Raw genomic sequence first — 15,100 nt, 5'->3', positions numbered from 1 at the left:
GACGCGGCGCCCAGCTCATGATCAACGAACCAAGTGCAGGAACTGCATGTGCCGTTCGTACTGGTCGAGGATGTCGTTGATGATCTGTTCCTTGGTGTAGCCGACCAGATCGTAGTCCTGACTGCCCTCGCTCAAATGCACTTCGGCGCGGTAATAGCGACGGTTGTTGAGCTGCTTGGAGCCCATGCCACCACGGGCGAATGACGGCGTGAAGTAGCCGCGCATCTGCACCTGATAGATGAACGGATGCTGCTCGCCGTGACCGATTTCCAGGCTGACGTTGTCATGTGCCGGATCCGGCTGGGTGACGACGTTCAAGCCTTTCTCGACGAACACCGCCGTCACTTCTTCGATCGCCGGGCGCACGGTGGTGTCCATGAAACGGTACACCTCATCACGCGACGGGAAGTGCACAGCCTGACTCAGGCGCTGTCGCCAACCACCCGTGCCACGCCGCGCACCGGACACCGGTGCCAGCGAATGCAGTTGCGCGATCTGTTTCTGCGACTCGAGATAGAACGCCTTGTGCAGGCCCCACATCATCAACAGCAGAATCAGCGAGAACGGTAACGAGGTCAGCACGACCGCCGACTTCAGCGCATCGATGCTGCCGGAGAACAGCAACGCGCTGGTGATCAGCGCGGTCATTGCGCCCCAGAACACCCGCAGCCATTTCGGCCCGTCTTCATCCGGGTTGCCGCCTTTGGCCGACAGTGTCGAAAGCACCACCGTGCCGGAGTCGGCGGAGGTGACGAAGAACACGAAGCTGATGAACACCGTCACGGCGATGACGGTTTTGCTCCACGGGTAGGTTTCCAGCAACAGGTAAATGCTCATCGACGGGTTGTCGATGGCCGACATGCCGAGCGCGCTCATGCCGTGATTGAGCACTTGATCGAGAGCGCTGTTGCCGAAGATCGACATCCACGCCAGGGTGAAACCGAGCGGGATCAGCAGCACGCCGAAGACGAATTCACGGATGGTTCGGCCACGGGAAATCCGTGCGATGAACAGGCCCACGAACGGCGACCATGCGATCCACCAGGCCCAATAGAACACTGTCCAGCCGCCGAGCCAGTCACTCGGTTTGTCGTAGGCGTAGAGGTCGAAGCTCTTCATCGGCAAGGCGCCGAGGTAGTCGCCGACGTTCTGGATCAGGGTGTTGAGCAGGTGCTGGGTTGGGCCGGCGAACAACACAAACAGCAGCAGCGCACAGGCCAGCAGCATGTTGATGTCGGACATCACCCGCACGCCTTTATCGACGCCGGATACGGCAACGATGATCGCCGCGCCCATCATCAGCGTGATCAGGCCGACCTGAATCCACTGGGTGTGAGCGATGCCGAACAGGTAGTCCAGACCCGAGTTCAGGTGCAGCACTCCGAAGCCCATGTCAGCGCCAAGACCAAACACCGTGGCGATGATGCCGAAGCCGTCCACCGCGTAGCCGATGGGGCCGTTGATGCGTTTGCCGATCAGCGGATACAGCGCCGAACGCAGGGCCAGTGGCAGGTTATGCCGGTAGGCGAAGTACGCCAGGGCCATGCCGACGAAAGCGAATACGCCCCAGCCGTGCAGGCCCCAGTGCAGAAACAGCACCTGCATCGCCTGACGCGCCGCGTCCGCCGTGCCGGCCTCGCCTTGCGGCGGCTGGAGCATGTGGGTCAGCGGTTCGGACACGCAGAAGAAGAACAGCGTGATGCTGATCCCGGCGGCGAAGAGCATGCCGGCCCAGGACAGATAACTGAATTCGGGCTCGTCGTGGTCGGCACCGAGTTTTATCTTGCCGTAGCCGGATAACGCGGTGACCACCACGAAGACCAGATACAGCGTCATCGCGAGCATGTAGTACCAGCCGACCGTGTTGGCCGCCCAGTTTTGCGCTTCCAGCAGCCAGGCACCAGCCTGTTCCGGCATGGCGATGACCACGAGACCAAACAGCAGAATGACCGTCGCGGCGAAGTAGAACACCGGCGGATTCATGCGTACCAGGCCGCTGGCGGGGGTAGACGATGCACTCATGAAACATGCACCTCGAGGGTTTGAAACGTGGCTGAAATGATCGGACTCAGCAAAGGCAAGCCTCCTGTTGTGAGCGGGCAGCGAACCACCGGTTTAACTTGAATGAACGTTCAAGTTAAACATGGATAGGGCGCCAAGGACTAATCGCACGGCTAAGCGGTAGCTTTCCTACGCTAGCTCAAGGAGGGGTATGACGTGGGTTTGAGTGGATTCGTTCAATAGCCCCTCACCCTAGCCCTCTCCCAAAGGGAGAGGGGACTGATTGGGGGATATTGGGGAGATACGCCGACGTGATCCTGCTGTACCGAATCCATAATCGACTTGGTGTTTCAGGTCGATGTTTGACTCAAGACACCTTGATCGGCCCCCTCTCCCTCTGGGAGAGGGCTGGGGTGAGGGTTAAGCCTCTAAAGCCCTACTTCTGCGTCCCGTCATCATGCTGCAAATTGGCCTGAGTCAAATTGCACCCCGCCGGCACACTGCGGGTCAGCCAGACATTGCCGCCAATGGTCGAACCCTTGCCGATGGTGATCCGCCCCAGAATTGTCGCCCCGGCGTAAATCACCACATCGTCCTCGACAATCGGATGGCGTGGATGGCCCTTCTGCAACTGCCCGTCTTCATCCGCCGGGAAGCGCTTGGCACCCAAGGTCACCGCCTGGTAAATCCGCACGCGCTCGCCAATGATCGCCGTCTCGCCGATTACCACACCCGTGCCGTGATCGATAAAGAAACTACGGCCGATCTGCGCGCCCGGGTGGATATCAATCCCGGTGGCCGAGTGGGCGATTTCCGCACTGATGCGTGCCAGTAACGGCAGACCCGCGCGATACAAATGGTGGGCCAGACGATGGTGAATCACCGCCAGAATTCCCGGATAGCACAGCAACACTTCATCGACGCTGCGCGCCGCCGGATCGCCGTGGTAGGCCGCCAGCACGTCGGTGTCGAGCAGCGTGCGCAGCCCCGGCAATGCCAAGGCAAAATCCTGCACGATCTGGATCGCGCGCGTCTCGACTTCGCTGTCGTCCTGCGCGCTGTGGCGGGCGACGTAGCGCAGTTCCAGGCGCGTCTGCGCCAACAGGGCGTTCAACGCCACATCGAGGGTGTGGCCGACGTAAAAATCTTCACTTTCTTCGCGCAGATCCACCGGCCCCAGGCGCATCGGAAACAACGCCCCACACAGCGCTTCGAGAATCTCCGCCATCGCGGCGCGGGACGGCAGCTCTCGACCACCCTGCTCGCCGGAGGCCCGGCCATTCTGGGCACGCCACTGATCCCTCGCGGTGCGCAGTTGGCTGACGATGGTCTGCAATTGCCAATGGCTGGAACGCTCGCTCACGGTAAAGACTCCTCACGGGCGGCCGGACTGTCTGGCCGCGTCAACGGCGACTACTTTACGGCATGCCCCCAAGCGCGAATTAAGAACCGATAGTGCTGGACTCAGTCCATTTGGCTATAAGCGATTCGCGGTTGCCCCTGCAAAAGCGCGTGCCTATAGTCCCTTCATCTTTCTCCGCCAGTACGGACTCATGATCAAACAACAGCTTGACCGCTTTAACCGTCTCGACCTTCTCGACCAACCGACTCCACTGGAAAAACTCGAGCGTCTGTCCACTTGGCTGGGCCGCGACGTGTACATCAAACGCGACGATCTGACGCCACTGGCCATGGGCGGCAACAAGCTGCGTAAACTCGAATACCTCGCCGCCGACGCGCTGGCGCAAGGCGCCGACACGCTGATCACTGCCGGTGCGCTGCAATCGAACCACGTGCGCCAGACCGCCGCACTGGCTGCCAAACTGGGGCTCGGCTGCGTGGCCCTGCTGGAAAATCCGCTGGGCACCGACGACAGCAATTACACCGGCAACGGCAATCGCCTGCTGCTGGATCTGTTCGATACCAAGGTCGAACTGGTCGACAACCTCGACAACGCCGACGAACAACTTGCCGCCCTCGCCGTGCGTCTGCGCAGCAACGGCAAGAAGCCGTATCTGGTGCCGATTGGCGGCTCCAATGCCCTTGGTGCGTTGGGTTATGTGCGTGCTGGTCTGGAACTGGCCGAGCAGATCAAGGACACCGGCCTCGACTTCGCCGCCGTGGTACTGGCCTCGGGCAGCGCCGGAACTCACAGCGGTCTGGCACTGGCGTTGAGTGAGGCGTTGCCGCAATTGCCGGTAATCGGCGTGACCGTGTCGCGCAGTGAAGAAGCCCAGCGTCCGAAAGTGCAGGGCCTTGCCGAGCGCACGGCGGATCTGCTCGGCGTCGCGTTACCGGACAGCTTCAAGGTCGAATTGTGGGACGAATACTTCGGCCCGCGTTATGGCGAACCGAATGCCGGGACGCTGGCGGCAGTGAAGCTGTTGGCGAGTCAGGACGCGGTGTTGCTTGATCCGGTGTACACCGGCAAGGCCATGGCCGGGTTGCTCGACGGGATTGGTCGTCAACGCTTCGATGAAGGCCCGATCATTTTCCTGCATACCGGCGGGGCGCCGGCGTTGTTCGCCTATAAGGATTTCCTGTAAGCGGAAGACGAGATCGTTCCCACGCTATGCGTGGGAACGACTAATATTCCAACAAGGAATAACATTTCAAATATTAAGTATTTTCACGTCTAACGCAGACATCTTATAGTCTCGCCGCAGGCGAATTTCGGGCGAGACGCATAAGCTGCTTTAAGGCAGGATAGCGCTGTCGTTCAAATCACGAATTTGCCTACATTCCTTAAGCGTCTTCCATAAGAAAACACAGGGGCTTGTCATGAATTTTTCCGCACTACGTCGCAATCTGCTGGTCGGTTCGCTGGGTCTTGCGCTGAGCGCCGGTCTGATTGGCCAGGCAGTGGCTGGTGAGCAACTGCAACAGATCAAGGACAAAGGCGTTATCAACGTCGGCCTGGAAGGCACTTATCCACCGTTCAGCTTTGTCGACGAGAACGGCAAGCTGTCCGGTTTCGAAGTCGAGCTTTCCGAAGCGCTGGCGAAAAAACTCGGGGTCAAAGCCAAGATCCAGCCAACCAAATGGGATGGCATTCTCGCCGCGCTGGAATCCAAGCGTCTGGACGTCGTGGTCAACCAGGTGACCATCTCTGACGAGCGCAAGAAGAAGTACGACTTTTCCGAACCGTACACCGTCTCCGGTATCCAGGCATTGGTGCTGAAGAACAAGGAAGCGGCACTGAACATCAAGACCGCTGCTGACCTGTCCGGCAAGAAAGTCGGTGTTGGTCTGGGCACCAACTACGAGCAATGGGTCCGCGCCAACGTACCGGGTGCTGACGTGCGTACCTATGATGATGATCCGACCAAGTTCGCCGACCTGAACAACGGCCGTACCGATGCCATCCTGATCGACCGTCTGGCCGCACTTGAGTACGCCAAGAAAGCCCCGAAGACCGTAGCCGCCGGTGAAGCATTCTCCCGTCAGGAATCCGGTATTGCCCTGCGTAAAGGCGAACCTGAATTGCTGGCAGCCCTGAATAAAGCCCTCGACGAACTGCGTGCCGACGGCACCCTTGAGAAGCTGTCCACGAAATACTTCAACGCTGACGTCACTAAATAATGGAAGTTGGATTTCAATTCGAAGCGCACTTCCCGCAGTTGAGCCAGCAAATCGCCGAAACCACTCAGCTGTTGCTGAACTCCGCGCCCTTCCTGCTCAAGGGCGCGTATTTCACGGTGATCCTCAGCCTCGGCGGGATGTTCTTCGGCTTGCTGCTGGGCTTCGGCCTGGCTCTGATGCGCCTGTCGCGCTTCAAATCAGTGAGCTGGCTGGCGCGCGTCTACGTGTCGTTCTTTCGCGGGACACCGTTACTGGTACAGCTGTTCGTGATCTATTACGGCTTCCCGCAACTGGGAATCGAGCTTGATCCGCTGCCAGCTGCGCTCATCGGCTTCTCGCTGAACATGGCCGCTTACGCCTGTGAAATCCTCCGCGCCGCGATCGGTTCGATCGAACGCGGTCAGTGGGAAGCCGCTGCGAGCATCGGCATGACCCGTGCGCAGACCCTGCGCCGGGCCATCCTGCCGCAGGCCATGCGCACGGCATTGCCGCCGCTGGGCAACAGCTTCATTTCGCTGGTCAAGGACACGGCACTGGCCGCCACCATTCAGGTGCCGGAACTGTTCCGTCAGGCGCAGCTGATTACCGCCCGGACTTTTGAAGTCTTCACCATGTATCTTGCCGCCGCGCTGATCTACTGGATTCTGGCCACGGTGCTTTCGCACTTCCAGAACAAGTTGGAAGAGCGGGTCAATCGGCACGACCAGGAGTCCTGACCCCATGATTGTCGTGGAAAAACTGACCAAGCAATTCAAGGGTCAGGTCGTGCTTAACGGCATCGACCTCGAGGTGAAGGAAGGCGAAGTGGTCGCGATCATCGGCCCCAGCGGCTCGGGGAAAACGACGTTCCTGCGCTGCCTGAACTTCCTTGAGGAACCCACCAGCGGCCGGATCAAGGTCGGCGATATCGAGATCGATACCAGCCGCCCGCTGAACCAGCAGCAAAGCCTTGTGCGCAACCTGCGCCAGCACGTGGGCTTCGTGTTCCAGAACTTCAACCTTTTCCCCCACCGCACCGCCCTGGAAAACATCATCGAAGGCCCGATCGTGGTCAAGAAGATGCCGCGCGAGCAAGCCATTGCCTTGGGCATGAAGCTGCTGGCCAAGGTCGGCCTTGCCGGTAAAGAGGACGCCTATCCGCGTCGTCTGTCCGGTGGTCAGCAACAGCGCGTGGCGATTGCCCGGGCGCTGGCGATGGAGCCGGAAGTGATCCTGTTCGACGAGCCGACCTCGGCCCTCGATCCGGAACTGGTGGGCGAAGTGCTGGCGACCATCCGTGGTCTCGCCGAAGAGAAACGCACCATGGTCATCGTCACTCACGAAATGGGCTTCGCCCGCGACGTGGCCAACCGTGTGGTGTTTTTCGACAAGGGCGTGATCGTCGAGCAAGGCGAAGCCAAGGCGCTGTTTGCCAACCCGAAAGAAGAACGCACTCAACAATTTCTCAGCAAGTTCCTGAATCACGCCTGAGAACCTCAAGAAGTAGACACACTGACTTCCACGGATGGAAGTTACCTTTACCCCGCCCTCACCAACCCGCTCAATATATATAAACAAAACATAATCAATGCATTACATATATATGTTCTGCAACAGATGAAACTCGTCTATTACCTACCGAACGCTGAATGCCTGCCTTTAAATAAGTCCGTACACAAACCTTCAAAAAAGCCTGAGTTCTGTGGTCTTATTCACCATAGCATCTAGGCATACGGCTTCGGCAATGTAGGAAAATTCTGATTAACCCGTAATTCACGAATTAACTAACAGCGTCTATTGACACCCCTCCCCGCACACTCTTATCTAGTCGCCAACCGGCACTACTTAGTTAAATCGACGCGCATATAACTTGAACAAATGTTCATTGTTTTATTGCCAGCTTATTCAAAACTTTGTTCTTCCAGAAACGGACTTCGCTGCAAGGCTCCAAGGAGAGAAATCGATGACCCGCACTTCGCACACCCCCGAACTCGCAGCGCCGACCCTGGCACCCGCGCAAAAAACCGGCATCAACCTCGCTGCCGCCGCCCACCTGTTGGTCGATGTGTCGCCCTACCCCGACATGGACTGCGGCGACCTGATCGAACTGTTCTGGAACAAATGCTATGTCGCATCAAAGGTGCTGACAGCCGAGGACGTCGGCACAACGGTAAGACTGCGGGTGCCGGAGAGTTTTATTGCCGACGGCACCGCGCGTATCCACTATCGGGTGATGCAGGTCGGCCAGGGACCGGCGCTGTCGGCGGCGACCCGCGTGCAGGTCAAGCTCGATTGCCCCGGTGGCCAACCTTCGGCAGTGTGCGCAGACGAAAACCAGCAACTGGCGCCAGTGACGATCCCCGACACCATCCGCCGTCAGGGCGTAAACCCCAACCAGATAAAACGCGGTGTGCCGCTGACCATCGAGCCATACCTGAACATGGCCGAGGACGACGCCATCACTTTGCGCTGGGGCGACGTGCGCATGGATCTGGCGCCGATCACGGCAGCGGATGTCGGGCTGCCCATTCAGGTCTGGGTGCCGCCAGCGGTCATCGTCGAAGCCGGCGAGGATCTGAGGCTGGACGTGACCTATTGCATCCTCGACCGGGTCGGCAATAACTCGCGCTGGGCGCCGCCGCGAACGTTGAAGATCGGGTGTGTGAATCCTTATCTGAAGGTTCCGTTGAAGCCAGTGTGCAAGGCAGCCGAATCGCACGAAGAGTGAAACGCTCGACGAGGTGAGGAGCCAGGGCTCCTCACAACGAAACACTTAACCCTCCAGACCATGACCCCTTCTATACATATTCCTAAAAGTTAGTTTATTTAATATTTATACACGCTTAGGGTATATGCACCGGACCACCGGACATTCTTTCGTTCGCCGCACTTTCGCGGCGTTTTTCATGAGATGTGAGGTAGGTAGTATGGTCCGGAACACAATCACCCCAGTGCAGATCGCCAGGGCATTGCGTGCAGCCAAGGAGCGGCACTGATGTCCAGTCTGGCAGACGCAAACGTCCAGTCTGATCTGGACATCGCCCCGTTGTTGTTGCCCGCGCAGGTCTTGCGCAACGACGCCCAAGCCATCAAGGCCGCCCATGAGCTGGCGCAAGTTGCCCGCGTGCAGGCCGCCAAACGCGACCGCCAGCGCAAGTTGCCCTGGTCGGAAATCGAACAGTTCACCCGCAGCGGTCTGGGCAGCATTGCCATCCCGCGCGAATACGGTGGCCCGCAGGTTTCCTTCGTCACATTGGCCGAGGTCTTCGCGATCATTTCCGCCGCCGATCCGGCGCTGGGACAGATCCCGCAGAACCAGTTCGGCATCATCAATCTGGTGCTCGGCAGCGCGACCGGAGAGCAGAAACAACAGCTGTTCCAGAGCGTGTTGGAAGGCTGGCGCATCGGCAATGCCGGCCCTGAGCGCGGCACCAAAAACACGCTGGAACTGAAAGCGCGCATCACCGCCGACGGCGATGACTACGTGATCAACGGCCAGAAGTTCTACTCCACCGGCGCGCTGTTTGCGCACTGGGTCGCAGTCAAGGCGCTCAATGATGATGGCAAGCAAGTGCTGGCCTTCGTCCGTCGCGGTACGCCAGGGCTGCGCATCGTTGATGACTGGTCGGGCTTCGGTCAGCGCACCACCGCCAGTGGCACGATTCTGCTGAACAACGTGCGCGTCGAGTCGAGCCTCGTCGTCGATAACTGGAAGATCAACGAAACCCCAAACACCCAAGGCGCCGTGTCCCAGTTGATCCAGGCTGCGATCGACGCCGGGATCGCCCGTGGCGCCATTGACGACGCCATCGAATTCGTCAAAACCCGCGCAAGGCCGTGGATCGATGCCAAGGTCGAACGCGCCAGCGATGACCTCTACGTGATCGCCGACATCGGCAAACTGAAAATCGAACTGCACGCCGCCGAAGCGCTGCTGCGCAAGGCCGGGCAAGTGCTCGATCAGGTACACGCTGCGCCGCTGACCGCCGAATCCGCCGCCCGCGCCTCGATTGCCGTGGCCGAAGCCAAAGTGCTGACCACCGAGATCTCGCTGCTGGCCAGCGAAAAACTCTTCGAACTGGCCGGCAGCCGCGCGACCCTCGCCGAATTCAACCTCGACCGCCACTGGCGCAACGCCCGGGTACACACCCTGCACGATCCGGTGCGCTGGAAATATCACGCGGTCGGCGCCTATCGCCTCAACGGCACGTTGCCGGCTCGCCATTCCTGGATTTGACCAGACCTCTGGAGAAACACATGACTCTTTTCCATCCCGTCGCGGTCATCACCAGCGATGAGCAAGCCCTGATCGTCGCCAGCGATCTGGCCGAAGATTTCAAACGCGACAGCGCCCTGCGCGACCGTGAACGTCGCCTGCCGCTGCCGGAACTCGACGTGTTTTCCCGCTCCGGCCTGTGGGGCATCAGCGTGCCGAAAGAATACGGCGGCGCTGGCGTGTCGAACGTGACCCTGGCCAAAGTCATCGCCCTGATCGCTCAGGCTGACGGCTCTCTCGGGCAGATTCCGCAGAACCATTTCTACGCCCTCGAAGTGCTACGGGTGAACGGCAGCCACGCGCAGAAACAACGGCTGTACGCCGAGGTATTGGCCGGCCAGCGTTTCGGTAATGCTCTGGCGGAACTGGGCACCAAAACCGCCCACGACCGTGTCACCAGCCTCAAGCGCGACGGCGATGGCTACCGCATCAACGGTCGCAAGTTTTATGCGACCGGCGCGATTTACGCGCAGCGCATTCCAACGTCCGTGGTCGATGAAAACGGCGTGCAGCAACTGGCGTTCGTGCCGCGCGAGAGCAAAGGCCTGACGGTGATCGACGACTGGAGTGGCTTCGGCCAGCGCACCACCGGCAGCGGTTCGGTGGTGTTCGAGGACGTGTACGTCGCCGCCGAAGACGTGATCCCGTTCCAGAGCGCTTTCGAACGTCCGACCACCGTCGGCCCGCTGGCGCAGATTCTTCATGCCGCCATCGATACCGGCATTGCCCGCGCCGCTTACGAAGATGCATTGCACTTTGTGCGAAGCAAGACGCGGCCATGGATCGACTCCGGCAACGACAAAGCCACCGAAGACCCGCTGACGCTGAAAAGCTTTGGCCACTTGAGCATTCGCCTGCACGCCACCGAGGCACTGCTGGAGCGCTCCGGCGAGTTCCTCGACAAGGCTCAGGCCGAGACCAACGCCGAAACGGTCGCCGCCGCCTCGATTGCGGTGGCCGAGGCACGTGCGATCAGCACGGAAATCTCCCTCGCCGCCGGCAGCACCTTGTTCGAACTGGCCGGCAGTCAGGCCACCCTGATCGAGCACGGCCTCGACCGTCACTGGCGCAACGCCCGCGTGCACACCCTGCACGACCCGGTGCGCTGGAAGTATCACGCGGTGGGCAATTACTACCTCAACGATGAAAAACCGCCGCTGCGGGGGACCATCTGATGGCGAAGAAAAAAATCCTGCTCAATGCGTTCAACATGAACTGCATCGGCCACATCAACCATGGCTTGTGGACGCATCCGCGCGACACCTCGACTCGCTACAACACCATTGAATACTGGACCGAGCTGGCGCAGTTGCTGGAGCGCGGGCTGTTCGACGGATTGTTCATCGCCGACATCGTTGGCGTGTACGACGTCTATCAGAACTCGGTGGATGTCACCCTGAAAGAGTCGATCCAGCTGCCGGTCAACGATCCGTTGCTGCTGGTTTCGGCGATGGCCGCTGTCACCCAAAACCTCGGTTTCGGCCTGACCGCCAACCTCACTTACGAGCCGCCGTATCTGTTCGCCCGACGCATGTCGACCCTCGATAATTTGAGCCGTGGTCGCGTCGGCTGGAACATCGTTACCGGCTATCTGGACAGCGCCGCCAAAGCCATGGGCCTGCGCGAGCAAGTCGAGCATGACCGTCGCTACGATCAGGCCGACGAGTATTTGGAGGTGCTCTACAAACTCTGGGAAGGCAGTTGGGAAAACGGCGCGGTGCTCAATGATCGCGAACAGCGTATCTACGCCCAACCGGAAAAAGTGCACAAGGTCGAGCACAAGGGCGAGTTCTATCAGGTCGAGGGTTATCACCTCTGCGAGCCGTCGCCGCAGCGCACACCGGTGCTGTTTCAGGCCGGCAGTTCTGATCGTGGTTTGCTGTTCGCCGGGCGTCACGCCGAGTGCGTGTTCATCAGCGGCCAGAACAAACCGTCGACCAAAGTGCAGGTGGACAAGGTGCGCGCCAGTGCCGTCGAGGCCGGGCGCAATCCCGAGGACATCAAGGTGTTCATGGGCCTTAACGTCATCGTCGGCGAGACTGAAGAAGCCGCATGGGCCAAGCATGCCGAGTACTCGAGCTACGCCAGCGCCGAGGCCGGCGTGGCGCATTTTTCCGCGTCCACTGGCATCGACTTTTCGCAGTATGAAATCGACGAACCGATCCAGTACGTGAAGAGCAACGCCATTCAGTCCGCGACCAAGAACCTGCAAAACAACGACTGGACCCGGCGCAAATTGCTCGACCAGCATGCCCTCGGTGGCCGCTATATCACCGTCGTCGGTTCGCCTGAGCAAGTGGCGGACGAACTGGAATCCTGGATCGCCGAAACCGGTCTGGACGGCTTCAACCTGACCCGCATCGTCACCCCGGAAAGCTATGTCGATTTCATTGAGCTGGTGATTCCGGAGTTGCAGCGGCGTGGGTCGTACAAGACCGCGTATGACAGCGGCAGCTTGCGCGAAAAACTGTTTCACGGCGAAGCACAGTTGCCTGAGCAACACATCGGATCTTCGTACCGCCGCTAAAAGCTTCGCGAGCAGGCTCGCTCCCACAGGGGAAAGCATTCCAAATGTGGGAGCGAGCCTGCTCGCGAAGAGGCCCGACCAGACACCACACATTTCATGCACTGACTGGAAAAACCACTATGACCAAGAAACGCCTGTCCCACCCAGTCAAAGCACTGGCCCTGGCCCTCGGCCTGTTCAGCTCGGCCGTCTTCGCCGCCGACGCTGCGCTGAAAATCGGCACTACCGCCGCCTTCGCCATTCCGCTGGAAGCCGCCGTCGAAGAAGCCTCCAAGCAAGGCCTGAACGTCGAACTGGTGGAGTTCACCGACTGGATCGCGCCGAACGTCAGCCTCGCCGCTGGCGACATCGACGTGAACTACTTCCAGCACATCCCGTTCCTGGAGAACGCCAAGGCTGCCGCCGGTTTTGATCTGGTGCCATTCGCCCCGGGGATCATCAACAACGTCGGCCTCTACTCGAAGAAATACAAAAGCTTCGACGAGTTGCCTGAAGACGCCAGCGTCGCCATCGCCAACGACCCGATCAACAGCGGTCGCGGCCTGCAACTGCTGGCCAAGGCCGGGTTGATCACCCTGAAGCCGGGGGTCGGCTACAAAGCCACCGAAGACGACATCGTCGCCAACCCGAAGAAAATCAAAATCCTTCAGGTCGAAGCCGTGCAACTGGTGCGCGCCTACGACGACGCCGATCTGGTGCAGGGCTACCCGGCCTACATTCGCTTGGCGAAAACCTTCGATGCCGGTTCCGCGTTGCTGTTCGACGGCCTCGATCACAAGGAATACGTGATCCAGTTCGTGATCCAGCCGAAGAGCAAAACCGATCCGCGCCTGATCACATTCGTCGACATCTACCAGCATTCGCCAGCCGTCCGCGCGGCACTGGATAAGGCCCACGGCAAGCTGTATCAGGCCGGGTGGGAAAGTTGAGCATGACAGCCGCGACCCAACGGCGACTGGATATTCCAGAGCTAAAGAATGCTGAACGTACAGAATTGCATCCCAAGCTGAACCGCGCCCACGTGCGCTTCATCGGCCTAGGCAAAACCTACGAAGGCCGGCAAGGCCCGGTCGCTGCCCTGCAAGGCATCGACCTGGCGATCCAGCGCGGCGAAGTGTTCGGCATCATCGGCCGCAGCGGTGCGGGCAAGTCGTCGCTGATCCGCACGATCAATCGTCTGGAACAACCGACCTCAGGAAGGGTGCTGATCGATCAGGTGGACATCGGCGAGTTCGATGAAGACCGCTTGGTCGCCCTGCGCCGACGGATCGGCATGATCTTCCAGCACTTCAATCTGATGTCGGCGAAAACGGTTTGGCAGAACGTCGAACTGCCGCTGAAAGTCGCGGGTGTGCCAAAAGAACAACGCGAAAAAAAGGTTCGCGAACTGCTCGAACTGGTCGGCCTGCAGGCCAAGCACAAGGCCTATCCGGCGCAGCTTTCCGGTGGCCAGAAACAGCGTGTCGGCATCGCCCGCGCCTTGGTGCATGACCCGGATATTTTGCTCTGCGACGAGGCCACTTCCGCGCTCGATCCGGAGACGACTCAGTCGATCCTCGGCCTGCTGCGCGAGATCAACAAACGTCTGGGCCTGACCATCGTCCTGATCACTCACGAAATGGCGGTGATCCGCGACATCTGTGACCGCGTAGTGGTGCTGGAACACGGCCATGTCGTCGAGCAAGGCCCGGTGTGGGAAGTGTTCGGCAATCCGCAGCACGAGGTCAGCCAGACGCTGCTCGCGCCGCTGCAACATGCGTTGCCAGAAGAATTGCAGAGCCGTTTACAGGTGCAGTCATCATCCTCCGGGGCGGCGGTGGTGCTGCGTTTGCAGTTCACCGGCAGTGCCAGTGATGAGCCGGATCTGGCGGCATTGTTTGCAGCCCTCGGTGGGCGGGTGAAATTGCTTCAGGGTGGCATCGAGCGAATTCAGGGGCATGCGCTCGGGCAACTGCTGCTTGCCGTGAGCAGTTCGCCGTGGAACGCCGAGCAATTGCGTGAACGCGCCGGGCAATGGGCGCAACGGGTGGAGGTGTTGGGTTATGTGGTTTGATCGCTTGCTGCAAGGTTTTATCGACACGTTTTTGATGGTCGGCGTGTCGTCGTTGATCGCGCTGCTGGTGGGGATTCCCATGGCGGTGATTCTGGTCACCAGTGACAGGGGCGGGATCTACCAGGCGCCGGTGCTGAATCGCGCATTGGGCGCATTCGTGAACCTGTTCCGCTCGATCCCGTTTCTGATCCTGATGGTCGCGCTGATTCCGTTCACCCGCCTGATCGTCGGCACCACCTACGGCGTGTGGGCCGCTGTGGTGCCGCTGACCATCGCCGCGACGCCGTTCTTTGCGCGAATAGCCGAAGTGAGTCTGCGCGAGGTCGATCACGGTCTGATCGAAGCCGCGCAAGCCATGGGTTGCCGGCGTTGGCACATCGTCTGGCATGTGCTGTTGCCGGAAGCGCTGCCGGGGATTGTCGGCGGTTTCACCATCACGCTGGTGACGATGATCAACTCCTCGGCCATGGCCGGCGCAATCGGCGCCGGTGGCCTGGGCGACATCGCTTACCGCTACGGTTATCAGCGGTTCGATAGCCAGATCATGCTGACGGTGATTGTGTTACTGGTGGCGTTGGTGGCGGTGATTCAGTTGGGCGGGGATCGGTTGGCGCGAGGTTTGAATAAACGCTGAAGCCCATCAAGGGATCGCAGCCTGCGTGGGAGCGCAAAGGCTGCGATA

Annotated in this window: 13 protein-coding genes; 11 read left to right on the top strand and 2 right to left on the bottom strand. The window is 59.9% G+C overall.

Annotated elements, in window-relative coordinates; all coding sequences use genetic code 11:
* Window positions 1–21: 21 nt before the first annotated feature.
* Together betT and epsC are read right to left on the bottom strand one after the other, a co-directional pair.
* Window positions 22–1,983 (bottom strand): choline transporter BetT, encoded by a 1,962-nt coding sequence (gene betT, locus IAI51_RS16200; RefSeq protein WP_187679424.1) that lies wholly within the window; start codon window positions 1,981–1,983, stop codon window positions 22–24.
* A 454-nt stretch (window positions 1,984–2,437) separates the two neighbouring features.
* On the bottom strand, window positions 2,438–3,364 hold the full coding sequence (gene epsC, locus IAI51_RS16195; protein ID WP_187679385.1) for a serine O-acetyltransferase EpsC: 927 nt from the start codon (window positions 3,362–3,364) through the stop codon (window positions 2,438–2,440).
* Window positions 3,365–3,554: 190 nt separating this feature from the next.
* Here epsC and IAI51_RS16190 point away from each other — a divergent pair, with 190 nt between their 5' ends.
* The 11 genes from IAI51_RS16190 to IAI51_RS16140 all read left to right on the top strand — a co-directional run bounded on the left by IAI51_RS16190 (window position 3,555) and on the right by IAI51_RS16140 (window position 15,052).
* The gene (locus tag IAI51_RS16190) at window positions 3,555–4,547 is read left to right on the top strand and encodes a D-cysteine desulfhydrase (protein ID WP_187679384.1); all 993 of its coding nucleotides are present in this window, start codon (window positions 3,555–3,557) and stop codon (window positions 4,545–4,547) included.
* A gap of 235 nt (window positions 4,548–4,782) precedes the next feature.
* A complete protein-coding gene (tcyJ, locus tag IAI51_RS16185) occupies window positions 4,783–5,583 on the top strand; it encodes a cystine ABC transporter substrate-binding protein (RefSeq protein ID WP_187679383.1) in 801 nt (266 codons plus the stop codon).
* 50 nt (window positions 5,584–5,633) lie between these two features.
* Window positions 5,634–6,299 carry a cystine ABC transporter permease gene (gene tcyL / locus IAI51_RS16180; protein WP_187679423.1) on the top strand — a complete coding sequence of 222 codons (666 nt, stop codon included), beginning with the start codon at window positions 5,634–5,636 and terminating at the stop codon, window positions 6,297–6,299.
* A 4-nt stretch (window positions 6,300–6,303) separates the two neighbouring features.
* On the top strand, window positions 6,304–7,053 hold the full coding sequence (tcyN, locus tag IAI51_RS16175; RefSeq protein ID WP_187679382.1) for an L-cystine ABC transporter ATP-binding protein TcyN: 750 nt from the start codon (window positions 6,304–6,306) through the stop codon (window positions 7,051–7,053).
* Between the two features lie 472 nt (window positions 7,054–7,525).
* The gene (locus IAI51_RS16170; RefSeq protein ID WP_187679381.1) at window positions 7,526–8,290 is read left to right on the top strand and encodes a hypothetical protein; all 765 of its coding nucleotides are present in this window, start codon (window positions 7,526–7,528) and stop codon (window positions 8,288–8,290) included.
* A 267-nt stretch (window positions 8,291–8,557) separates the two neighbouring features.
* Window positions 8,558–9,799 carry an SfnB family sulfur acquisition oxidoreductase gene (locus IAI51_RS16165; RefSeq protein WP_187679380.1) on the top strand — a complete coding sequence of 414 codons (1,242 nt, stop codon included), beginning with the start codon at window positions 8,558–8,560 and terminating at the stop codon, window positions 9,797–9,799.
* 20 nt (window positions 9,800–9,819) lie between these two features.
* Window positions 9,820–11,013 (top strand): SfnB family sulfur acquisition oxidoreductase, encoded by a 1,194-nt coding sequence (locus tag IAI51_RS16160; RefSeq protein WP_187679379.1) that lies wholly within the window; start codon window positions 9,820–9,822, stop codon window positions 11,011–11,013.
* The gene (locus tag IAI51_RS16155; RefSeq protein ID WP_187679378.1) at window positions 11,013–12,365 is read left to right on the top strand and encodes an LLM class flavin-dependent oxidoreductase; all 1,353 of its coding nucleotides are present in this window, start codon (window positions 11,013–11,015) and stop codon (window positions 12,363–12,365) included. Before IAI51_RS16160 ends, IAI51_RS16155 begins: the two co-directional genes overlap by 1 nt.
* A gap of 119 nt (window positions 12,366–12,484) precedes the next feature.
* The gene (locus tag IAI51_RS16150) at window positions 12,485–13,294 is read left to right on the top strand and encodes a MetQ/NlpA family ABC transporter substrate-binding protein (RefSeq protein ID WP_187679377.1); all 810 of its coding nucleotides are present in this window, start codon (window positions 12,485–12,487) and stop codon (window positions 13,292–13,294) included.
* Between the two features lie 2 nt (window positions 13,295–13,296).
* Window positions 13,297–14,418 carry a methionine ABC transporter ATP-binding protein gene (locus tag IAI51_RS16145; protein ID WP_187679376.1) on the top strand — a complete coding sequence of 374 codons (1,122 nt, stop codon included), beginning with the start codon at window positions 13,297–13,299 and terminating at the stop codon, window positions 14,416–14,418.
* Complete coding sequence (locus IAI51_RS16140; protein ID WP_186534439.1) at window positions 14,408–15,052, top strand: methionine ABC transporter permease; 645 nt, start codon at window positions 14,408–14,410, stop codon at window positions 15,050–15,052. The genes IAI51_RS16145 and IAI51_RS16140 overlap by 11 nt, the downstream gene beginning before the upstream one ends.
* The last annotated feature ends 48 nt before the right edge of the window (window positions 15,053–15,100 follow it).

Origin of the sequence: Pseudomonas sp. N40(2020), assembly GCF_014472415.1 — a bacterium.
Taxonomy (GTDB): domain Bacteria; phylum Pseudomonadota; class Gammaproteobacteria; order Pseudomonadales; family Pseudomonadaceae; genus Aquipseudomonas.
Note: the sequence above shows the minus strand (reverse complement) of the source record. Positions and strands in the feature narration are given on the sequence as shown.